We start from the raw sequence: 23117 nt of genomic DNA, 5'->3' as shown, positions 1-23117 counted from the left end.
TACGCTGGTATTCCCTTCCTTGATTTTATACAAGTACCGGATTTTGAGCGTAATGTCCTAAACCCTTCACATAGTTGAAGAGTTTTCTGAAATTCAATGCTGCTATCTTGGAACCGAAAAAGAACTTGCCCCGCTGTTTCCCACGAGGTATCTTTTCCAAGTGGTAATTCTTGCGTATATTCGATGGAACAGTTTCCACTCCATTACGCAGCCTTGTATAATTTTTGAATTCTTTGCTATTCATGTTCCGTTGGATTTTCGCACGTTCATGCGCTGCTTTGGATGTTACTATTTTTGCAACCTTCTTAAAGATCTTCGGCTTGCATTGATCCTGCTACGGACAGTTGGCACACTGCTCATGCAGAGAGGAAACGGCACACTGATTGCTTGGTTTCATATAAGAACAGCTTTTCGGTGCATGGCCGGCTGGACATCGGAGGACTTTTGTTCCCTCTTCGTTGAATTCAAAATCAGCAAGGATATCCGGAGCCGGTTTCTCCGTCAGACTTGTGGTAATCAGTTCTACGTTTTTATGAGCTGCAAGTTGTGTGTTTTCTGTTCCACTATATGCTCCATCCGTGACTATAACAGTCCGTTCTTCCTGGTTATCCATCTGCGCAAGGTGCTCCTGGATAAACTGACTGTCACTATGGTTGTTTTGCTCATACTGGTACTCTGTTACAACAGAACCATTGGCTCCAACGGATTCTTCAAGATTAGCAGCATATCCTCGATGCTCTTTTCCTGCTTTATTCCGGAATGTCGCTTCAGGGTCAGAAGGATTCTGCAGCATGGTTGATTTCATGCCGCCGTCTTCTTTCGTGCGGAGTCTTCGGTTTTCATTTTCAACAATGGTCTGTTCTGACAGGCATCTGACAAACAGATCATACTCTGTTGAATCATTGTAATCAGACTCACACAGAGCAAGAAGTTTATCCGCATCCGTTAAGAGTTGCTTCATGCGCTCATCTGCATCGGTACTGCGCTGACGATAAATCACTCTGTTAAAATCGTTAGGATCGATATAATGTTTTAAATCGTCAGACAGAACGGAACCATTGATTTTATTCACATACATCGCCAGCTTTACAATGCAGGTGTATATCAGTTCCATTCGGCTGAGCCTGCGGACGTTGGATTCGATCATCACGGAATCCATACGTCTGACTTTACCGCTGATTCCCATCAGTTTTGCAATGGAAGCACTTAAATCTTTCACACAATCATGGTAAAGATCCTTGTTGTGAAGTGTTTCATAATCATAGCGCCTCTTGCGGAAACGGCTTAAGGTCTTGTCACTCAAAGGCTGTTCTTCAAAACTTGTTGTGTGCAGTGCGTACTGAATTCGAAAATCCAGCATAAGATTTTCGACCATCTCGTCATCGGAATAATCAAAAAGCTCTTTGATAATGAGCGCACCAACAATCACGTTGACCGGAGTATTCGGTCTGGATGCCTTATCGCTGTATAAGGCAGAAAAACGCTTTTCATCAATGGCAGGAAATATTTCATCGGCAAAGACTTTTGCCCAGGATTTTTCCAATGCTTTTTGTTCTCTGGCAGTTAATCCAGAAAAACTATCTGTAAATGACATTTGCTGGTAAGTATTTTCTTTGAATGACATAGAGATTGCCTTCTTTCCTACTAAGATATCTCTATTATACAGCAAGTAAACCATTTAGGCTTGTATTTACTACAAAATATATGAACTTTTCAAGGTACTATAGAGGGGCTTTTGACCCCAACATCATAGTTTTAAAATAATATAAAGCAAACGGATAAAAATATTTTCTCCGTCATAAACTTCAAAAAGAGAGGGAAAAACTTATGATTTTTTATTTTACCGGAACTGGTAATTCGCTTTGGGCTGCAAAAGAAATTGGAAAAGAGCTGAATCAGCCTGTTGAGAATATTATAAAACAGAAAACAGAAAGCAATTTTTTCTGCAAAGACGATATAATCGGTTTTGTCTTTCCTACCTACATGAGCGATCTGCCATGGATTGTAAAAGAATTTTTATTGAAGTTAACGGTCAATCCTGACTGCTATACTTTTGTCGTCATGACTTCTAACAATGGAAAAAGCGGAAATTCTTTTGTCAGCCTAAGTCAGGCACTTTCCCGCAGCGGTGCAAACCTGTCGGCTGTCTTTGATCTGCAGATGCCAGGCAACTGTTTAATCAGCTCAGAGCAGGAAAATCTGGAACGACTGAAAAAAGCACCGGAACGGTTAAAATCTATCATATCTTTTATAAAAGAACGAAAAACAAACTTTACATCTGACGGAAGTCTGCCAAAAGAAGATTTTGTTACTGCATCGTATTTTTATGGAGGACATTCCTGTGCAGCCTGTTATGCCTGTCTTCACTGGTGTCCCAAGAATGCTACCCTGCTTAAAGTTCCATTTTTGAAACATCGTCCGCAGTATCATCATCCAGATGTAACGCTGGCGGAAATCAAAGAATAAGTCTGTAAACGGCGCCCCGGTCCTGCATTCAGATGATCTGCAGGGCCGGGGCGCTTTGCAATTTATGTGCGTGTAAGATGTTGGCTTTTTATTTTCGCTCCGTCTCGCATACGATGATATGTTTGCTCTTCTCATACCCGGGAACTTTCCGGTCCGTGATAAAAATCGGTTTTTCGAAGTCTGCGAAGGTGACGGAGCTGATGCTGTTAAATTTGCTTGCGTCGCAGAGGACGTAGCACTGGCGGCACTGTTCCATGGCGGTCTTTTTGGTGACGGCCTCGTTGACGTCCGGGGTTGTGCAGCCGCTTCTTCGGGTTACGCCATTTGTTCCGAAAAAGCCTTTGGTGAAATGATACTCCTGGATCGTGCGGATTGCCTGGTTTCCGACGACGGCTTCTGTGGAGCTTTTGAGCTCGCCGCCTACCAGAATGACCTTAAACCCACGTGATGCCAGCCGCTGTGCGTGGGCAACGGCGTTTGTCACGAAAACGGCGGAGGTTGCCCGGATGAAATCGATCATATGCGCCGTTGTCGTTCCCGCGTCGAGAAAGACGAAATCGTCCGGCTCGATGAGGGATGCCGCATATTCTGCGATTTTCCGTTTGGCATCGCAGTTCAGCTCATTTTTCTGTGCAACGGTGTACTCGTGTGCCGTCACCTTCTGGCCGGCTTCCACGGCGCCGCCGAATACCTTTTCCAGCTTGCCCTCCTTGTCGAGCGCTGTGATATCGCGGCGTACCGTGGACTCCGATGTATCGAGAAGATCCCGGACTTCCGTCACGGTGATGCTTCCCTTTTCTTTTAACAGTTTCAAAATTATCTCATGTCTCTGCTGTGTTAACATTTCTTTCCTGCCTTATATTCTGCCACGTTTGTTTCCAGAATGATCTTGCGGAGCGGAAGGATGCTTCCCGGAGAAACGGAAAGTTCATCTACGCCCATCGCAAGGAACTCTTTTGTCAGCTCCTGGTCAGCGCCGAGTTCGCCGCAGATACCGGCCCAGATGCCGGCTTTGTGTGCATTCTCCACAACCATCTGAATCATGCGCAGGATCGCCGGGTGATGCGGATCAAAGAACGGATCCAGCTTTGTGTTCTGGCGGTCGATCGCGAGGGTGTACTGACTGAGGTCGTTCGTTCCGATACTGAAGAAATCAACCTCTTTTGCCAGCTCATCGCTGATGATGGCAGCCGCCGGGGTCTCGATCATGATACCCTGCTCTGGATTTCCGTACTCAATGCCCTGCTCAGCGAGAGAAGCTTTTACTTCCTCCACAATCGCTTTGATCTGGCTAACCTCGCCGACACTTGTGATCATTGGATACATAATGGCAATTTTTCCATATGCGCTTGCGCGGAACAGCGCGCGAAGCTGTGTCTTGAAGATCTCCGGCCGCGTCAGGCAGATGCGGATCGCACGGCAGCCAAGTGCCGGATTCTCCTCTTTTTCCATCTCGAAATAATCGCACTGTTTATCGGCACCGATATCGAGGGTACGGATGATGACGCGTTTTCCCGCCATCGTCTCTGCTGCCTGTTTGTAGATACGGAACTGCTCCTCCTCTGTTGGATAGTGATCCTGCTCAAGATAGATAAACTCGCTTCGGAACAGGCCGATGCCGCCCGCGTCGTTCTGCATGACAGCCGCAAGGTCTTTGATGTTTCCAATATTAGCATACAGCAGAATTTTCTGTCCGTCCAGTGTAATATTTTCTTTTCCCTTTAAGGTGAGGAGCAGTTTTTTCTTTTCCTCCTCCTCGGTGCGACGCTTCTGCATGGCAGCAAGAGTCTCCTTGTCCGGATCAACATAGATGGTTCCATCGGATCCGTCCACGATGCCGAGCTTTCCGTCTACGCTCTCATCCAGCGGAAGCGGTGTTCCGACCAGTGCCGGAATCGCCATGGTTCTTGCAAGGATAGCGGTGTGGGAATTTAAAGAACCGTGTACGGTAACAAAAGAAAGAACTTTGTCCTTATCCATCTGTACCGTCTCAGACGGCGCAAGGTCATCTGCCACGATGATCGCCGGTTCGTCGTTTAAGGATGCGTCGGTGTCGTCTCCGTTTAAGATGGAGATCAGACGCTCGGAAATATCCTTTACGTCTGCCGCGCGCTCTCTCATGTAATCATCGTCCATGGCAGAAAACATCTGCGCAAAGTTGTCGCCTGTCGTTGCAACGGCATACTCAGCGTTGACGCCCTGGCTCTTGATAATATTCTCGACGGACTCGTTGTAGCCGTCGTCCTCCATCATCATCTGATGTACCTCGAAGATCGCTGCATTGGCCTCGCCAACCTCTTTGCATGCTTTTTCATACAGAACGCCAAGCTGTGCGATTCCTTTTGCCTTTGCTTCCTCAAACCGTGCCATCTCCGCATCCGGATTTTCTACTTTCACACGTTTTACCTGACGCTCATTCTTTTTGTATACGCGGATCTTTCCGATCGCAATGCCGGAAAATACGCTTTTTCCCTGATAAATCTGCATAAGTTTTCTCCACCTTTGTTCTCGATATCCGAATTTTCTGTCCAGACAGCCGGAGCGTGTTTAAAAAAGATTTCTTAGTTTCAGAAAGTTTTTCAAACACGCTCCTGCCGATTACTATATTGTAATTCTCCAGAGCCCCATCTCAATTCCGCTTACGCTCCATTTCGATGTGGCTTCTCGCCATATGGAATTCCAGAAAAAAGCACTCATTCATGCAAGCATGATTCGCACTTTTTTCTTCCATTCCGCATGGCTCTGTAGAATTACAAGTTCTCTTTCATGAAATTGCTGATTGCTTCGTATGCAGCATCTTCATCTGCTCCATCGAAGGTCAGGGTAACTTCTTCGCCCTGTTTTACAGCCAGTCCCATGATGCCGAAGATGGCTTTGCAGTTCATGGCTTTTCCGTCTTTTGCGATCTTGATATCACAGGAAAATTCTTTGACTGCTTTTACCAGCATTCCTGCCGGACGAGCGTGGATTCCTTCTGGATCTGTTACAACATACTTAAATTCTTTCATGATTTTTTCCTCCCATAGGATCTTTGATATTTTTATTTTACTTTGTTTTCTGCCTTTTTTCTACTCTTTTATGCAACTTTTTTCTTTAAAACTCCAAGCAGAACTGCGGATACCACTGTTCCGATGACAACTGCCACCAGATAAAGCAGCGCATTTCCCATAACCGGTACAACGAAGATGCCGCCGTGCGGTGCCATTAAGGTACAGCCAAATGCCATGGAGAGCGCACCTGCGAGGCCAGAGCCGATGATGCAGGCCGGAAGAACGTGGATCGGGTCTGCTGCTGCGAATGGAATCGCACCCTCGGTGATGAAGGCGAGTCCCATGATGAAGTTGGTCGGACCGGATTCTCTTTCTTCTTTTGTAAATTTATCTTTGAACAGCAGGGTTGCAAGTGCAATCGCACACGGAGGAACCATACCGCCGATCATAACGGATGCCATAATGTCGTAGTTTCCTGCTGCGATGGCTGCTGTTCCGAATACGTAAGCTGCTTTGTTGAACGGGCCGCCCATGTCGATGGCCATCATGCCGCCGAGGATCATGCCAAGGATCAGCTTGCTGGATCCGCCCATGGAAGCAAGACCATTGTTCAGTACCGTGTTGACGGTTCCCATGATCGGCTCTACAATGAAGAGCATCAGAAGTCCCATCGCAAGGATGCCGACTACCGGGTAAATCAGAACCGGCGCAATCTTTTCGAGTGCTTCCGGAAGTTTCTCACATGCTTTGCGGAGGCCAAGGATAATGTAGCCTGCTGCAAAACCGGCAACGAGTGCTCCAAGGAAACCGGAGGTTCCGCTCGATGCCATCATACCGCCGACAAAACCAAGGGCAAGTGCCGGCCGGTCGCCGATTGCCATGGCGATGTAGCCTGCAAGAACCGGGAGCATGAAGCCGAATGCCACGCCGCCGATCTGTTTGAACATCGCTGCAGCCGGGGTAATCGTACCGAAGTTTGATCTGGCTGCGGCATCAAGGGAGTTCATATCAACAAGAAGTCCGTCGATCAGGAATGCGATTGCGATCAGAATACCGCCGCCGACAACGAACGGAAGCATATGGGAAACACCATTCATCAGCTGGGTGTACAGCTGGTGGCCGATACCGCCGCTGTTCTTCTTCGTGCTTGCTGCGGCTGTCTGCGCATTGCCGCTCTTGTAAACCGGTGCGTTTCCGGACATCGCAAGCTCGATCAGCTCATCTGCTTTGCTGATACCGTCGGATACCTGGCGCTGAATGACTTTCTTTCCGTCGAAACGATCCATCGGAACCTGTGCGTCGGCTGCAACGATGATGCAGTCCGCATCGGCGATTTCCTGTGCAGTCAGCACGTTTTTCGCTCCGCCGGAGCCTCGTGTCTCGACTTTTACGAAGCATCCTTTTGCTTTCGCTGCTTTCTCGATTCCCTCGGCTGCCATGTAAGTGTGGGCAATACCGGTCGGGCAGGAAGTAACGGCGAGAATCTTCACCTGATTTTCTTTTGCTTCCACCGGCTCTGCAAGACGCTCATCTACGCTCTTTTTCTCTTCATCGGCGCGGTCGATAATGGCAAGGAACTCTTCCGGTGTCCTTGCGTTTCGAAGGCTCTTGGTGAACTCTTCATCCATCAGCATCATGGAAAGTTTACTTAAGACATCGAGGTGAACGTTGTCTTTTGTGTTCGGCGCTGCGATGAGGAACAGCAGGGTGACCGGCTCTCCATCGAGAGAATCAAAATCAACGCCGTTCGGGATCACCATGGCTGCAAGGCCCGGTTTGTTTACTGCATCACATTTTCCGTGCGGAATCGCAATTCCCTCTCCGATTCCTGTGGTGCTCTCTTCTTCTCTTGCGTAAACCTGTGCACGGTACGCATCTTCGTCTGTGATCTTTCCGCTTTTGACCATCAGCGCTACGGCTGCATCAAGCGTTTCCTGTTTGCTTTTCGGTGCGGCATCCAGCGCAATACTGCGGATGTCCAGCAACTCTGTGATTCTCATGAGACGTCCTCCCTTTTATTTTGTAATCTGTTCGTAGACAGATGCAATTTCCTCCCGGGTTGCAAGGTTTTCAGAAAAAGCACTTGCACTTCCCGCTGCGATTCCCATATGGAACGCATGGAGGTAATCTTCTTTTTCCATGTAGCCTGCCATGAATCCGGCTACCATCGAGTCTCCTGCGCCGACGCCGTTGATAAGCTTTCCTTTCGGGGCCGGAGCTTCAAAGACCTCACCGGATGCGGCAACGAGAACGGCTCCTTCGCCTGCCATGGAAACCAGAACGTTCTGTGCGCCCTTTTTCTGCAGCTGTTTTGCATACGGAACAACCGACTCTCTTGTCTTTAATTCCACACCGAAAATCTCGCCGAGTTCGTGATTGTTCGGTTTGATGAGGAACGGGTGGTACGGCAGAACCTTCATCAGCAGATCACGGGTCGCGTCTACGACGATGCGGATGCCCTTGCCGTCGAGCATTTCCATAATTTTCTGATAGGCATCATCTGCCATGGATGACGGGATGCTGCCTGCGAGGAAGAGAACGTCGCCCTCGCCGAGTGCGGAAAGCTGTTTCATCAGCTCTTCCACTTTTTTCTCCGGGATTTCGGGTCCCTGTCCGTTGATCTCAGTTCCGTCAATGCTCTTTAATTTGACGTTGATGCGGGAATATCCTTCTTCCAGCCAGATGCAGCCGTTTTTAATTCCCATCTGGTCGAGCCGTCCGGCGATTTCTTTTCCGGTAAAGCCTGCCAGAAATCCGAGCGCTGTGCTCTCAATTCCAAGGTTTCCAAGTACGGTCGATACGTTGATTCCTTTTCCGCCCGGAAGCATCAGCTCGGAGCTTGTGCGGTTGGTAAGGCCGAGCTTGAAGTCTTCCACCGATACAATGTAGTCCAGAGACGGATTGAATGTCACTGTGTAAATCATATTTCCCTCCTGCTTTATTTTGATCGTGTTTGCTTTGATAAGATTATCATATCGTCATATTCATTCAAAATCAATCATTAATATTTCATGAATTTTCCCTTCTCTTTTTGTCACATTTGCATAAGTTTAGAGTTTTGTGACGGATTTTCCCGGTTTATCGCCCTGTTTTGACCGACTTTGACTGATTGTCATCTTTTCTTCCCTGTCACGCATTGATCACTTTATTCTCTCCATTTCGGTCATTTTTTATCAGACACTTTCTTTCTGTTCTCATTTTTGTACTTTACTTTTTCCGGATTTGGTACTAAAGTGAAGAGAAATCAAAAAAAGAATTTCCAGAAGAGGTGATTTTATTTGAAACGATACTATATTCTTCACTATTTTGATCCCGCCAATGTGGGCAGTTTTCTGCTTGTCTCACTGCTCGGCTGATTCTGGTGCTTGCCCTTGTGCTTCTGATTGCAAAATTGCAGATTCAGCGGCAGCTAAAAGAGGAGACAGAGGAAAAAGCGAAAAAAATACGCCGGAAGAAACACCAGCGCAGGCAGTATCAGATTGTGGAAAGCTTTTATGAGCTGGTTTTCTCCGGCACTTCGATTCTTCTCTTCCTCTCCCTCTATTACATTATCGATGAGCGTCTGCCGCAGATTTCGATGTACTGGGAGAAATATCAGGATGTGGTGCTTCTTGTCTTTATCGTGCTCTCCGTCTTTCTGACGAGCTGGCTCGATGTGGTTCTGGTAAAGCTCACGCACCTTGACCCGGAGCAGAAGGCGTCGGTGCGGCTGATTTCGGTCTTCTATATTGTACTGATTCTTCTGTACATCCGCTTTATCTACGAGGACACGAATTACGACGGCCTGATTCTCTATTTCCTGACACTGACGGTCGGCCGCTTCCTGTATTTCGACTTTACGGTCAAGAGTTTTCTTGAAACGATGCGGGGCGTGTTGGAAAATCTACCGCTTCTTGTCATCATGAGCGCCTACTCCGGTTTCGTGTGCTGGTATGGGTTCCATGTCGGCTTTCTGCTGAAATCAAATGGCGTCATTTTGAGCACCTTTCTTGCCCATCTGTTTATGGACTGCTCGATCTTTCTGCTCCACAAGACAAGAATTTTAAAGCATGTGATACGAAAAATTTAAAACCGGCATTTTTTTACCAGCCATATATCAAAAGCTCTGCAGATCAGAATTTTGCATTTTCTGTTCTGCAGAGCTTTTCTTATTTAATGTTCTTTTTTACATGCCAAACAGCAGTGCAAAGCCATGTACGACAAAAGCTGCCAGCCAGGCGATCACACACTGGGAAACGACAACACCGGCTGCCCATCTGCCGCCAAGCTCCCGCTTGATGGAAGCGACTGCCGCCACACACGGCGTATAGAGGAGGCAGAAAACCAGAAGGCTTAATGCGGAAACCGGTGTCAGAATTTCGGTCAGCTGCGCGGTCGTGCCGAACAGTACGGAAAGTGTGGAGACGACACTCTCCTTTGCCATAAATCCGGTTAGAAGGGCGGTCGATACTCTCCAGTCTCCAAATCCAAGCGGCCGAAAAACCGGGGCGAGACGGCCGGAGACAACGGCGAGAATGCTGTCCTTGGAGTCCTCCACGACATTGAGATGCGTTCCAAAGGTCTGTAAAAACCAGATCACAATCGTGGCAACAAAAATGACGGTGAATGCCCGCTGCAGGAAGTCTTTTGCCTTATCCCACAAAAGCTGTCCGACATTTTTTGCCCCCGGCATGCGGTAGTTTGGAAGCTCCATGACAAACGGAACGGCTTCCCCCTGGAATAAAGTTCCCTGCATCAGCATCGCCATCAGGACAGCCATGAAGATACCACCGAAATACAGAAGAACCATCACAAGGGCACTGTATTTCGGGAAGAATGCGGCGGTAAAGAACGCGTAAATCGGAAGTTTTGCCGAACAGCTCATAAACGGAGTTAATAGGATCGTCATTTTCCGGTCACGCTCGGAAGGCAGGGTGCGGCTCGCCATGACGCCCGGCACGGTACAGCCAAAACCGACCAGCATCGGCACGATACTGCGGCCGGAGAGGCCGATTTTCCGGAGCAGCTTATCCATCACAAATGCCACGCGCGCCATATAGCCGCTGTCTTCCAGAATGGACAGGAAGAAAAACAGGGTGACGATGATCGGAAGGAAGCTTAAGACACTTCCGACGCCGTTAAAAATACCGTCAATCACAAGGGAATGAAGCACCGGATTGACGCCCCATGCTGTCATGGCGCTGTCCACGAGCTCGGTCAGTTTTCCGATCAGAACCTCCAGCACACTCTGCAGCGATGCTCCGATCACATGGAAGGTCAGGAAAAAGACAGCCGCCATAATCCCGGCAAAACATGGCAGAGCCGTATATTTTCCGGTCAGCACACGGTCAATTTCTGTGCTCCGCACATGCTCGCGGCTCTCTTTTGGTTTTACCACGGTCTCACGGCAGACTTTTTCAATAAAATTAAAACGCATATCCGCAATCGCCGCCGCGCGGTCCAGGCCGCGCTCCGTCTCCATCTGACAGACGATATGCTCGAGCATCTCTTTCTCGTTTTCATCGAGGGCCAGCTGCTCCAGGATCAGCGCATCGCCCTCTGCCAGCTTGCTCGCCGCAAACCGCACCGGAATATCCGCCCTTGCGGCGTGATCCTCGATCAGATGCATGATCGCATGCAACGCACGGTGGACGGCACCGCCGTGGTCATTCGCCTCACAGAAGTCCTTTCTGCCCGGTTTTTCCTGGTATTTGGCCACATGAACAGCATGGGCAACCAGTTCATCGATTCCCTCGTTTTTTGCAGCGGAAATCGGGATAACCGGGATGCCAAGTCTCTCTTCCATCTGGTTCACGAGCACAGAACCGCCGTTTTCGCGTACCTCATCCATCATGTTGAGGGCCAGTACCATCGGAACGTCGAGTTCCATCAGCTGCATCGTCAGATACAGGTTTCGTTCGATATTTGTCGCATCTACAATATTGATGATGCCGCGCGGATGCTCGTTCAGAACGAAATTCCGGGTGACGATCTCTTCACTTGAATACGGCGACATCGAATAAATGCCGGGAAGATCGGTGACCAGCGTGTTTTTCTGGCCGCGGATTTCACCGTCCTTCCGGTCTACGGTCACGCCGGGGAAGTTTCCGACGTGCTGGTTGGATCCCGTTAATTGGTTGAACAGGGTGGTCTTGCCGCAGTTCTGGTTTCCGGCCAGCGCAAAGGACAACAGCTCTCCTTCCGGCAGCGGATGCTCCTCTGCCTTATTGTGGTACTTTCCGCCCTCTCCAAAGCCGGGATGCGGAATTGCTTTCGCATCCGGCTGCTCTTTTTCTTTTACAGCGTCCCGCATCTCATCAATGGCAATCCGTCCGGCATCGGCGAGGCGGAGTGTCAGTTCATAGCTGTGAATCCGCACTTCCACAGGGTCTCCCATCGGTGCATACTTTACCATCGTCACTTCCGCCCCCGGAATGATTCCCATATCGAGGAAGTGCTGCCGCAGCGCGCCCTCTCCTCCTACCGTGCGGACGGTCGCTGTTTTGCCGATCGGCAGTTCTTTCAGTGTCATATATTTCACTCCTTATTGATTCTCATTATCAATAGTAAGTATATGACACAATTCGACTGCGGTCAAGCAATTGCCATTATTTCTCTTTTTGTTTTTCTTCGAGTTTCTTCTGTACACTCGGAAACAGCTCCAGATCCGTGTGTGGGATTGCCTGGGCCGCTTTCATCATAGAGATGAAAGCGGCGACCTGGCCGAACTGGATGTAGACCATCTCGTCCAGAATGCGGTCAATATCGTCGATGCAGGTCCGATCCAGCAGGATTTTTTCTGCTCCCGCAAGCGACGTATTTCCGGCGCAGATCAGGCGGCTGCGATCCATATCCGGGTACATGCCGATCGTGATGGCGGATTCCTTTGAAACGTGCTTTCCAAATGCACCAGCCGCGTAAAACCGGTCAATTTCTCCCATGGAAATGCCGGATTCACGCATCATGTACTCAACCATCGTGTAGGCCGCTGACTTTGTACGAAGGAATTCGGCGATATCACTCTGATAGAAGCACAGCCCTTCACTATATTCAACGCACCACTCTCCCGTCTCCGGGTCTTCCTTGATCTTTTCGGACCGCTCCGGCTGCAGGGTGCCGAACAGGTTGATCCATCCATTTAGGAATAATTCCGCGAGCAGATCGATAATGCCGGAACCGCAGATGCCCTTTGGCTTACCCTCTCCGATTACATGGCACTGGATTTTCCCGTCTTCTATTTTTACCGTATCAACAGCGCCTTCTGCAGCTCGCATGCCGGTTTTGACCACGCCGCCCTCGAGTGCCGGACCGGCAGCGCCTGCGCCGCAGAGCAGAAATTCCCGGTTTCCGACGACAAGCTCGCCGTTCGTTCCGATATCAAAAAAGACGCTGATCGTTTCTTTTTTATAGAGTTCCGTTGCGATCATACCGCTTAATATATCACCGCCCAGGTAATTGGATTTTCCCGGCACGCAGTAGACACATCCCTTCATGGGAAATCCCATCTCTTTCGCCGGAAGGAATCCGGCGCGGTCCGCGCGCACGGCGTACGGGGATGAAAAGACGCAGAACGGATCCAGTCCCAGCAGGAAATGGATCATCGTTGTGTTGCCGGATACGACCATTGAGAGAACATCCGACGGCGCAATTCCTGTCTTTTGGCGAAGTTTTTCAAAGAGCAGTGTAAATGTCTCCATCGTACACGCACGGATGTCCTGCAGTACCTCCGGTTTATCCTTACAGGCAAAGATTCTCGTCAGAATATCGGTTCCATAGGCAGTCTGGCGGTTGTATTCGCTCTCCTCGGCAAGCACAGTACCGTCGCTGCAGTTTACCAGGCGCACAACGACGGTCGTACTTCCAAGATCAGCGGCATAGCCGTAATGCTCTGCTGCTGTATCGCCCGCTTCCAGATCAACCGCCTGCCAGATGCTTCCATTCCATGCGAGGGAAACCGTTATGTTATAGTCTGCCTCATCGCAGATGGGATACAGTTTCTGCAGCGCTGGAAGGGTAAATGATGCGGTGATTCCTTTCTCTTTTAATGCATCCAGTATCCGCATCTGGCTGGAGCGGGCGTCCTCCTCCGTCGGCGGGACCAACTTCAGATACTGTTTCTGTGTTATTCCTCTATTCATTATTACTTCCTCATTTCCTGATCATTTTTCTGTTTCTTATTGTAGCACTTTTCTCTTTTCCAGAGAACTTATTTTTTTCACATTTTTACTACATTTCCATCACAGATTCCCATTATACTGCAAAGCATAGAAACAAAAAAGGAAGCAAACAAAACCGGAAGCTGATTCCGGAACACAGTTTAAAATACAGATACCAGAAAGGAAGTATTTATTATGATGGACTACAGAAACAACTACAATAACGAAAACGAAACCAATAATGAGAACATGATGGCAGCAGAGCAGAACAGCTTCAACGGAAAGAAACCTTCTTCCAAAAATAAAAAAGCTGCTAAGCTTGCAAAGAAAATCGGAGCCATCGCCTTAAGCGCAGTTCTGTTCGGCGGTGTTGCCGGCGGTACCTTCCAGGCAGTCAACCACTTTGCCGGAAGCACGACAGCCACTGCAACAACAACCACTGCACAGCAGACGACTTCCAACAGCAGCCTCTTAAAAGCCGCTGCCACATCCTCAAGCTCCACTTCTACCGGAACGATGGATGTTTCCACGATTGCGAAAAACGCAATGCCGTCGATCGTCTCCATCACAAACCAGTCCGTACAGGAAGTACAGAACTACTTCAGCATGTTCGGTTACGGTGCCCAGACTCCGCAGACCGAGGAGACCACAAGCTGCGGTTCCGGTATCATCATCGGAAAGAATGACACCGAGCTTCTGATCGTCACCAATAACCATGTAGTAGAAGATGCCGATACTCTTTCTGTTAGTTTTGTAAACAATCAGGTCTGCAAGGCAAATATCAAAGGTACCGATGCCGATAACGATCTTGCCGTCATCGCCGTTCCGCTCTCCGAGATCCCGGATGACACGATGAGCAGCATCGCTGTTGCCACGATGGGCGATTCTGATTCCGTTGAGGTCGGCGAGCAGGTCGTTGCGATCGGCAACGCACTCGGCTACGGCCAGTCCGTTACGACCGGTATCATCAGTGCTGCAAACCGTGTGATCGACAGCGATTCCTCTTCTGACGGAAGCTCCGATGGAACAACGGCAGATACCTCTTCCACCGATACAACCGGAAAGACCTACTTACAGACCGATGCAGCCATCAACCCTGGCAACAGCGGCGGCGCTCTTCTGAACATGAACGGAGAGGTCATCGGTATCAACTCCGCAAAACTTGCTTCTACAGAGGTAGAGGGCATGGGCTATGCAATCCCGGTCTCCCGTGTTTCCGATATCATTGAAAATCTGATGAATGAGCAGACCAGAACAAAGGTTGCCGCAGAAGATCAGGGAACGATCGGCATCAAATGCCTCGATGTCAGCAGCCAGATCCAGCAGGCATACAATATGCCGGCCGGCATCTATATCTCCGAAGTAACCTCCGGCAGTGCCGCTGAAAATGCAGGTCTGAAATCCGGATACGTTCTGACCAGCTTTGACGGACATTCCATCACCTCCACCAGCGAGCTGAAATCCCTGCTGCAGTATTACTCTGCCGGCGAAACCGTCGAGGTGGAAGTACAGGTTCCAGACAACGGATCCTATGAGACAAAGACCTTCTCCCTGACCCTCGGAACGAGCACCAGCTCTTCAGATGATCAGCAGAGCGATTCCCAGCAGAATGCGGGTTCATCCCGCTCTGCAGAGGGTGGAAATACCTTGACCTCCGCTACTCCTTCGATCTGACTGCCCGCTCTCCCGTGAAAGAAATCCATAAATAAAAAACATCATAAGCATGAAAGAAAGGCCCCGAAACATAACTCCAATGTTTCGGGGCCTTTCTCCTATTCTCTTAATCCATTTCTTATTTTTCTGCTCCTGCAACTGCCTCGCGGGCTGCTTTCTCTTCCGGATCTTCATCCAGAATGGAGAATGCAATATTGGTTGCATGGTCCGCGACACGCTCGAGTCCGGATACAAGATCGGAGAAGATCATGCCGGCTTCCGGCGTACATTCGTTGCGGGTCAGACGCTCTACATGCTTCTGCTGCAGATCCCGCTCCTCCTGATCAATGGAATTTTCAATATCAATGATCTCCTGCAGGTGCTGCAGATCATTCTTTGCAAACATTTCGATCGACTCATCGAGAATTTTTAATACCATATCCAGCATCTCGGAAAGATCCAGTTCGCCCTGTTTGCTGAAGGTCACATTGTCATTCGTCATCTGCACAGCAGAATCTGCGACATTTTCGGCATGATCACCAATCCGCTCGATATCATTGACCACATGGAACAGCGCACCGATGCGCATAACGTCTGATGTCGGCAGCGATGCCTGATTTAAGTGAACCAGATAGTTCGTAATCTCTTTGTTCAGGAAATTAATATTTTCCTCGACACGGTAGACCTCGTCGATTTCTTTCTGATCGCGGGTCACCAGCGTATTCATCGCGCGAATCAGGTTGGTCTCTGCCATCTGTGCCATACGCTCCATCTCACGGACAGCCTGCAGAACTGCAGTCGTCGGGGACATCGCATGTTTCGAGCTGATGTAGGCAAGCTCGAACTTTTTGTCTTCCTCGTCATTTCCGCGGATGATAAAGTACGTTGCCTTCACCAGAAGCGGGGTAAACGGCAGCATCAGGAGTACCTGGCATACTTTGATGATCGAGTTTGCATTTGCGATCATACGGCCTGCTTCGTTTCCGGAAATACCCATAAAGAAGTCAACTACCTGTTTTCCAAACAGCAGGAAAATAATGGAGCAGACAATCGTTCCGGAGATGTTGAACAGCAGGTGGACACATGCCGCACGTTTTGCATCTTTTTTGCAGCCGAAGCTGGCAAGAATCGCGGACATCGTACATCCGATGTTGCATCCAAGCATCATAAACAGACAGATCGGAAGTCCCATCAGGCCCTCTCTTGCAAGAAGCATGATGATTCCGACCGTTGCAGAGTTACTCTGCAGAATCGCGGTAGCCACCCAGCCGACTAAGAACGCAAGAAACGGATTCGTCAGGGATCCGAGGGCGTTGACGACTGCCGGGATCTCTTTTGCTTCGTTCAGGGCTCCTGAGATACCGGAGATACCCATAAACAGAATACCAAATCCCAAGATAACCTCGCCGAGACGGCTGATCGTCAGATTGTTCTTTACGAACATAACCATCAGAACACCGATGATGACAAACAGCGGCGCGATATCCGCAAGGTCAAACGCAATCAGCTGTCCGGTAACTGTCGTACCGATGTTTGCTCCGAGGATAATTCCAGGAGCCTGTGCCAGTTTCATCAGACCGGAGTTTACGAAGCTGACCACCATAACGGTTGTAGCGTTGGAGGACTGAATCAGCGCGGTAAAGAAAATACCGACCAGAAGACCGATCACACGGTTCTTCGTAAATACCTCCAGAATGCTTCTCATCTTGGATCCGGCAACCTTCTGCAGTCCTTCACTCATCAGCTTCATTCCATATAAGAAGAAGCCCAGACCGCCCATCAAAGACACTATTACACTCATATTCTTTTTTCTTCCTTGTCTTTTTCTGATGTCTTTTCAAAATCCCTGTCAAAGTATTTTCGTGTTTTGGTCTCAATATTTTACATTTACTTAACGCAGATTTTACAAGACACCTTTTTTATCATAAAAGAAATCATGACATTTGTCTATAGAAAAATTAAAAATTTCGACAAGAAATTTTCAGATTCTTTTCGTTTCTTTCTTGCATTCTACTTGATAATATTGTAACATTTAGGATGTTTCCATATTATGAGGCGACATTTCCGCCTACAAAATTCAAAAGGAGAGAAAATTATGGAAAAGTTTAGCAAGCTGATGGAAAACACATTCAAGCTGCGGGAAAATGGAACAACGGTCAAAACCGAGATCATCGCCGGTGTCACCACGTTCATGACGATGGCATACATTCTTGCCGTCAACCCGAACATCCTTTCCTCCACCGGCATGGACCACGGCGCTGTCTTTACCGCAACGGCTCTGGCAGCCTTCCTTGGCACCCTGCTCATGGCACTTTTCGCCAATTATCCATTCGCTCTGGCACCAGGAATGGGCCTCAACGCCTATTTCGCCTACACCGTTGTTCTCGGCTACGGATATAGCTGGCAGGCAGCCCTGACCGCCGTTTTTGCAGAAGGTATCATCTTTATTGTACTTTCTCTGACCAACGTCCGTGAGGCGATCTTCAACTCCATTCCGGCCAGCCTGAAATCTGCAGTCAGCGTCGGCATCGGTCTGTTCATCGCATTCATCGGACTTCAGAATGCAAAAATTGTACTGCCGAACTCTTCAACCGTGGCAGGCCTCTATTCCCTGTCTTCCTACAATGCCAACCTGCAGTCTGCAGCCACATTAAACGGAACCGAGTATGTGGCAGGAACGTTTAACGATGTCGGAATCACCGTTCTGCTCGCAGTCATCGGTGTTATCTTCACCGCCGTTCTTGTCGTACGTAATGTAAAAGGAAACATCCTCTGGGGAATTCTTGCAACCTGGATCCTCGGCATGATCTGCCAGGCATGCGGTCTCTACGTTCCGAACCCGGCAAACGGCTTCTACAGCCTGTTCCCGGATTTTTCCAGCGGACTTTCCATTCCAAGCCTTGCCCCGATTTTCGGAAAACTGGATTTCTCCATTCTGAAAACAGGCGAGTTCTTCGTGATCATGTTTGCATTCCTGTTTGTCGATATGTTTGATACCATCGGAACTCTGATCGGTGTATCTTCCAAGGCAAACATGCTCGACAAAAACGGAAAACTTCCGCGCATCAAGGGCGCGCTGATGGCAGATGCTGTTGCTACCTGCGCAGGTGCTGTTCTTGGTACTTCTACCACAACGACTTTCGTTGAGAGTGCTTCCGGCGTTTCCGAAGGCGGCCGTACCGGTCTTACCGCTGTTACCACTGCAATCCTCTTTGGCCTCGCTCTGTTCCTCTCCCCGATCTTCCTTGCCATCCCGTCCTTTGCAACGGCTCCGGCACTGATCGTGGTAGGCTTCTACATGCTGACCAACGTAGTCAACATTGATTTCAGCGATCTTTCCGAGGCGATTCCGTGCTACATCTGCATCGGAGCTATGCCGTTCTTCTACAGCATTTCCGAAGGTATTGCCATGGGAGTTATCTCCTACGTTGCAATCCAGATCCTGAGCGGAAAAGCAAAAGAAAAAAAGATCAGCGTGATCATGTACATCCTGGCTGTTCTGTTTATCTTAAAATACCTTCTTCTGTAATGGCTTTTTAACGATACAGAACCGCATAAAAAGGCTCCTGTCCCACAGATTTTATTCTGTGAAACAGGAGCTCTTTTTATGCTCTGAATCAAAAATTTTTATTCTGCCAGGGTCCGGTAAAAGCAGGTGCGGTTTCCGGTGTGGCACGCTGCGCCGACCTGTTCTACTTTGGCAAGGATTGTATCGTTGTCGCAGTCGATCAGAAGCTGTTTTACATACTGCACATGGCCGGAGCTCAGTCCTTTCGTCCAGAGCTCATTGCGGCTTCTGCTCCAGTACGTCATTTTTCCAAGGCGCAGTGTCGTCTCAAACGCTTCTTCATTCATGTAGGCGAGCATCAGCACTTCGTCATTTTCCGCATCCTGTACAACAACCGGAACCATGCCGTCGCTGTTTGTCTTAAAATCCGCCCAGGTAAAATCACATTTTAATGCTTGTTTCATGTCTTGTTCTCCTCTTTTTCTGCTCTTACAGGCTGCCCTTGGTCGAGAGCACGCCGGCAATTCTCGGATCGAAGGAAGTTGCCTCATCGAGTGCCTTCGCAAATGCTTTGAACATCGCCTCGATGATGTGGTGGTTATTTCCGCCGTCAAGCACTTTGATATGCAGATTCATCTGCGCCGCATAGGAAACGGCGTAGAAGAATTCTTTTACCATCTCGGTCTCCATCTCTCCTACTTTCTCCCGCGTAAATTCTGCCTGGAAAGAGAGATACGGTCTGCCGCAGAGGTCAACGGCCGAGAGCACCAGTGTCTCGTCCATCGGAAGGATTCTGTCGCCGTAGCGGCGGATGCCCTGTTTGTCGCCGACTGCCTCGCGGATTGCAGTTCCGAGCACGATACCGGTGTCCTCGATCGTGTGGTGGCCGTCTATATCAAGGTCTCCATCTACAGAAACGGAAAGGTCGAAAAGACCGTGGCGGGCAAAGCCGTCGAGCATATGGTCAAAAAAGCCGATGCCGGTGTGGATGTCGCTCTTTCCCGTTCCATCCAGATTTAATGTCATGCGGATCTTTGTTTCTTTTGTCACGCGTTCTACGCTGGCTGTTCTGTTCTCCACTTACTCTTCCCCCTCAAAACGGACGGCAATCGAATTGGCGTGTGCCGTCAAGCTCTCTGATTTTGCAAAGCTCTCGATATCCTCGTGGATCTCGGAAAGGGCTTCTCTGGAATAATAGATGATGCTGGATTTCTTCACGAAATCGTCTACGGACAGCGGGGAGAAGAATTTTGCGGTTCCGTTCGTCGGCAGGATATGGTTCGGGCCGGCAAAATAGTCACCGAGAGGCTCGCTGGAGTTCTCGCCGAGGAAAATAGCACCGGCGTTATGTACCTTCATCATATCCTCAAACGGGTTCTTCGTCACGATCTCGAGGTGCTCCGGTGCGATGGCATCTACGGTGTCGATCGCTTCCTGATGCGAATCGGTGACAAGGATGTAGCCGAAGTTGTCCAGTGATTTGGAGATGATGTCGCTTCTGGAGAGGACTTTTAAGAAACCGTTTACCTCTTCACTTACCTTCTCTGCCAGTTCCTGGGAGGTGGTAATGAGGATCGCACTTGCAAGCTCATCATGCTCAGCCTGGCTTAAGAGATCGGCTGCCACGAACCGCGGATTTGCAGTCTCATCAGCAAGGACAAGAATCTCACTTGGGCCTGCGATGGAGTCGATGCTGACATTTCCGTATACGGCTTTCTTTGCAAGGGCAACGTAGATGTTTCCAGGTCCTACGATTTTATCGACTTTTGGAATGCTCTCGGTTCCGTAAGCAAGGGCTGCAATTGCCTGTGCACCGCCGATTTTAAAGACGCGGTCCGCACCGGCTTCTTTTGCTGCCGCAAGGACAACCGGGTTGACTTTTCCGTCTCTGCCGCACGGCGTTGTCATGCAGATTTCTTTGACTCCTGCCACTTTTGCCGGAAGAATGTTCATCAGAACAGAGGACGGATACGCTGCCTTTCCTCCCGGAACGTATACGCCGACACGGTTCAGGGCGGTCAGCTTCTGGCCAAGCATCGTTCCGTTCTCGGTAGAGGTGAACCAGCTGTTCTGTTTCTGTTTTTCGTGGAACTCACGGATATTTTTCATGGATCTGCGGATGACACCGATCAGCTCTGGATCTACGATGTTGTACGCCTCATCAATCTCTTCCTGTGTTACTTCTACGGTAGAAGCATCGAGTACCGCGTGGTCGAATTTCTCGGTATATTCGAAAACGGCTGCGTCTTTTCTTGTTTTTACATTCTCAATGATCTCCTGCACGGAAGCCTCGTACGTTCCGTACTGTGTCGGGCTTCGTTTCAGCATATTCTCCAGAATATTTTCTGTGGTCTCTTTTGTCAGTTTTACGATTCTCATACCAGTGCTCCTTTCAGATCCTGAATTAATTTGGTAATTCTCTCATTTTCCATCCGCATGCTCACCTGGTTGACAACCATGCGCGCAGACAGCGGGCAGACCTCCTCGAGAACGGTCAGGCCGTTTTCCCGTAAAGTGCTTCCTGTCTCTACAATATCCACAATCACTTCGGAAAGTCCGACAATCGGTGCCAGCTCGATCGAGCCGTTCAGCTTGATCATCTCAACGGTCTGGTGCTTGCGGTTGTAGAAGTAATCCTTGGCAATGTTTGGGTACTTCGTTGCCACACGGATCTGCTGGTTGTGCTGCAGCAGCTCACGCGCGGACTCCGGTCCGCAGACACACATGCGGCACTTGCCGTAGCCAAGGTCCAATACCTCGTAGAGGCGTCTTCCTTCCTCCAGAATCGTGTCCTTTCCGACGATTCCGATATCCGCTGCGCCGTACTCCACATAGGTCGGCACATCCGGACCTTTGGCGAGGAAGAAACGGAGCTTATGCTCTTCGTCCGTGAAAATCAGCTTTCTCGTATCTTTATTTTTCATTTCATCGCAGGTGATGCCGACTTTTTCCAGCAGCTCCAGCGTCTGGTACGCCAGGCGTCCTTTTGTCAGTGCAATGGTCAAATATCTCATCTTTTTCGTACCCTTCCTCTCCTACAGCTCCACCGGCTGTACTTCTCCTGTCGACAAATCGATAGCAAGCACCGAATCGCTCTTCTGAATATAGACAATGCCGCCGAACTGGTTCTTTCTGCCGTATTCTTCATAATCTGCAAGAACCTTGTCCCTTGCAAAGCAGACCAGCGCGACATCCATGCCCTTGCTTCTGTGCTCGTTAGCAAGTTTTACGGCCAGCGGCTGAAGAAAATCCGGGTAGAGCAGCATCGTTTTCGTATTGGCAATCGGAAGAGAAATTTTCTGGCGCTCCAGTGCATTCATCAGAGATTCCATGACAGTACAGAATCCGATCGCCGGCGCTTTCTTTCCGAAGTGCTGCAGCAGTGCATCGTAGCGGCCGCCTTTTACGATCGGCTCGCCGGTGCCGTAGGTGTAGGCCTGGAAAATAATACCGGTGTAGTAATGGAATTTGCTTAAAAGGCCGAGATCGAAGAAGACGTATTTTTCATAGCCGTAATCTTTAACGATCTCATAGATCGTAGCCAGACGATCGAGTGCCTCTCTTGCCGCCGGATTTCTTGTAAGGCCTTTTGCCTTTTCGAGAATCTCTGCATTTCCGAACAGCTGCGGAACATCACGGAGTGCTTCAAACAGATCACTTCGAAGGTTCTGTTTTGCCAGCAGCTCCTCGGCGCCAAAATGATTTTTAATGGAAATCAGTTCTTTTAATTCGTTCAGAACATCCTCGGCGAGCGCAGCTCCTCGGAGAGCGCCTGGAAGAAACCTACGTGGCCGATGCTGATCTGGAAATCGGTAAGACCGGCATCCAGCATAACTTTTACGGTCATCGCAATGATCTCTGCGTCTGCCATTGCGGAATCATCGTTTAAGAGCTCGACGCCCATCTGGGTGGACTCTTTTAAGCGGCCCTGATAGCTGCTGCTGTTGACGAAGCTGCTTCCTCTGTAGCAAAGGCGGATCGGCATCGTCTCTTCCATGAAATACATGGAGGCTGCGCGTGCAATCGACGGGGTAAAGTCCGGACGGAGCACAAGGGTGTTGCCGTCGCGGTCAAAGAATTTGTAGAGCTCGCGGGACGGTGTTGTTCCCACTTCTCTTCCGAATACATCAAAAAACTCGAACGTCGGTGTTTCAATATCCTGATATCCAAACGCATGAAATACCTGCTCAATCTGATTCTCCAGGTATAATTTTTTCGTACATTCCTGATTGTAGACATCCCGGACGCCTTCCGGGGTATGAATTAATCGATCCATGTTTTGTTGTCCTCACTTTTTCGCTTTAGTTCACTACCATATTACCATATTGAATTTAAAACTATGGTTAGTATATCGGAAAACATTTT

Annotated in this window: 17 protein-coding genes and 3 pseudogenes; 4 read left to right on the top strand and 16 right to left on the bottom strand. The window is 49.1% G+C overall.

Features of this window, described 5'->3' with window-relative positions:
• Window positions 1–25 precede the first annotated feature (25 nt).
• Window positions 26–319: pseudogene (locus DXA93_RS20405) on the bottom strand (transposase); the annotation flags it as partial.
• 15 nt (window positions 320–334) lie between these two features.
• Window positions 335–1624: a transposase gene (locus DXA93_RS01670; protein WP_243037963.1), complete on the bottom strand. Its 1290-nt coding sequence runs from the start codon at window positions 1622–1624 to the stop codon at window positions 335–337.
• 203 nt (window positions 1625–1827) lie between these two features.
• Here DXA93_RS01670 and DXA93_RS01665 point away from each other — a divergent pair, with 203 nt between their 5' ends.
• Complete coding sequence (locus DXA93_RS01665; RefSeq protein ID WP_118594765.1) at window positions 1828–2466, top strand: EFR1 family ferrodoxin; 639 nt, start codon at window positions 1828–1830, stop codon at window positions 2464–2466.
• An 88-nt stretch (window positions 2467–2554) separates the two neighbouring features.
• Here the strand turns inward: DXA93_RS01665 and DXA93_RS01660 are convergent, their stop codons facing one another.
• From DXA93_RS01660 to pfkB, 5 genes are all read right to left on the bottom strand, one after another.
• The gene (locus DXA93_RS01660) at window positions 2555–3310 is read right to left on the bottom strand and encodes a DeoR/GlpR family DNA-binding transcription regulator (RefSeq protein ID WP_118594764.1); all 756 of its coding nucleotides are present in this window, start codon (window positions 3308–3310) and stop codon (window positions 2555–2557) included.
• Window positions 3304–4953 carry a phosphoenolpyruvate--protein phosphotransferase gene (gene ptsP / locus DXA93_RS01655; protein WP_118594763.1) on the bottom strand — a complete coding sequence of 550 codons (1650 nt, stop codon included), beginning with the start codon at window positions 4951–4953 and terminating at the stop codon, window positions 3304–3306. The genes DXA93_RS01660 and ptsP overlap by 7 nt, the downstream gene beginning before the upstream one ends.
• A gap of 263 nt (window positions 4954–5216) precedes the next feature.
• On the bottom strand, window positions 5217–5474 hold the full coding sequence (locus DXA93_RS01650) for an HPr family phosphocarrier protein (protein ID WP_022463097.1): 258 nt from the start codon (window positions 5472–5474) through the stop codon (window positions 5217–5219).
• A 68-nt stretch (window positions 5475–5542) separates the two neighbouring features.
• A complete protein-coding gene (locus tag DXA93_RS01645; RefSeq protein WP_055265173.1) occupies window positions 5543–7456 on the bottom strand; it encodes a PTS fructose transporter subunit IIABC in 1914 nt (637 codons plus the stop codon).
• A gap of 15 nt (window positions 7457–7471) precedes the next feature.
• Window positions 7472–8380, bottom strand: a complete 909-nt coding sequence (gene pfkB, locus DXA93_RS01640) for a 1-phosphofructokinase (RefSeq protein ID WP_055226351.1) — start codon at window positions 8378–8380, stop codon at window positions 7472–7474.
• A 449-nt stretch (window positions 8381–8829) separates the two neighbouring features.
• Here pfkB and DXA93_RS01635 point away from each other — a divergent pair, with 449 nt between their 5' ends.
• A complete protein-coding gene (locus DXA93_RS01635; protein ID WP_243106312.1) occupies window positions 8830–9525 on the top strand; it encodes a hypothetical protein in 696 nt (231 codons plus the stop codon).
• 96 nt (window positions 9526–9621) lie between these two features.
• Here the strand turns inward: DXA93_RS01635 and feoB are convergent, their stop codons facing one another.
• Window positions 9622–11967, bottom strand: a complete 2346-nt coding sequence (feoB, locus tag DXA93_RS01630; RefSeq protein ID WP_119207640.1) for a ferrous iron transport protein B — start codon at window positions 11965–11967, stop codon at window positions 9622–9624.
• 76 nt (window positions 11968–12043) lie between these two features.
• Window positions 12044–13573 carry an ASKHA domain-containing protein gene (locus tag DXA93_RS01625; RefSeq protein WP_119207639.1) on the bottom strand — a complete coding sequence of 510 codons (1530 nt, stop codon included), beginning with the start codon at window positions 13571–13573 and terminating at the stop codon, window positions 12044–12046.
• Window positions 13574–13786: 213 nt separating this feature from the next.
• On the opposite strand from DXA93_RS01625, the gene DXA93_RS01620 reads away from it, so the two are divergent.
• Window positions 13787–15265 (top strand): S1C family serine protease, encoded by a 1479-nt coding sequence (locus DXA93_RS01620; protein WP_118697230.1) that lies wholly within the window; start codon window positions 13787–13789, stop codon window positions 15263–15265.
• 118 nt (window positions 15266–15383) lie between these two features.
• Here the strand turns inward: DXA93_RS01620 and DXA93_RS01615 are convergent, their stop codons facing one another.
• Window positions 15384–17045, bottom strand: coding sequence for a Na/Pi cotransporter family protein (locus DXA93_RS01615; RefSeq protein WP_055265183.1), 1662 nt, complete (start codon window positions 17043–17045; stop codon window positions 15384–15386).
• Between the two features lie 312 nt (window positions 17046–17357).
• Here DXA93_RS01615 and DXA93_RS01610 point away from each other — a divergent pair, with 312 nt between their 5' ends.
• A complete protein-coding gene (locus DXA93_RS01610) occupies window positions 17358–18773 on the top strand; it encodes an NCS2 family permease (RefSeq protein WP_055265255.1) in 1416 nt (471 codons plus the stop codon).
• Between the two features lie 101 nt (window positions 18774–18874).
• Here DXA93_RS01610 and hisI read toward each other — a convergent pair.
• The 6 genes and pseudogenes from hisI to hisZ all read right to left on the bottom strand — a co-directional run.
• Window positions 18875–19186, bottom strand: a pseudogene (gene hisI / locus DXA93_RS01605) (phosphoribosyl-AMP cyclohydrolase); the annotation flags it as partial.
• Between the two features lie 55 nt (window positions 19187–19241).
• The gene (hisB, locus tag DXA93_RS01600; protein ID WP_243030477.1) at window positions 19242–19778 is read right to left on the bottom strand and encodes an imidazoleglycerol-phosphate dehydratase HisB; all 537 of its coding nucleotides are present in this window, start codon (window positions 19776–19778) and stop codon (window positions 19242–19244) included.
• A gap of 54 nt (window positions 19779–19832) precedes the next feature.
• A complete protein-coding gene (hisD, locus tag DXA93_RS01595) occupies window positions 19833–21131 on the bottom strand; it encodes a histidinol dehydrogenase (RefSeq protein WP_118659159.1) in 1299 nt (432 codons plus the stop codon).
• Window positions 21128–21766: an ATP phosphoribosyltransferase gene (gene hisG / locus DXA93_RS01590; RefSeq protein WP_022461875.1), complete on the bottom strand. Its 639-nt coding sequence runs from the start codon at window positions 21764–21766 to the stop codon at window positions 21128–21130. Before hisG ends, hisD begins: the two co-directional genes overlap by 4 nt.
• Before the next feature lie 21 nt (window positions 21767–21787).
• Entirely contained in the window at window positions 21788–22084 is a 297-nt protein-coding gene (locus tag DXA93_RS19200; protein ID WP_330427208.1) for a hypothetical protein, read from the bottom strand.
• Window positions 22085–22135: 51 nt separating this feature from the next.
• Window positions 22136–23028, bottom strand: a pseudogene (gene hisZ / locus DXA93_RS20400) (ATP phosphoribosyltransferase regulatory subunit); the annotation flags it as partial.
• Window positions 23029–23117: the final 89 nt, after the last annotated feature.

The organism is Blautia sp. OF09-25XD (genome assembly GCF_003482095.1).
In the GTDB taxonomy this organism is placed as follows: domain Bacteria; phylum Bacillota; class Clostridia; order Lachnospirales; family Lachnospiraceae; genus Fusicatenibacter; species Fusicatenibacter saccharivorans.
Note: the sequence above shows the minus strand (reverse complement) of the source record. Positions and strands in the feature narration are given on the sequence as shown.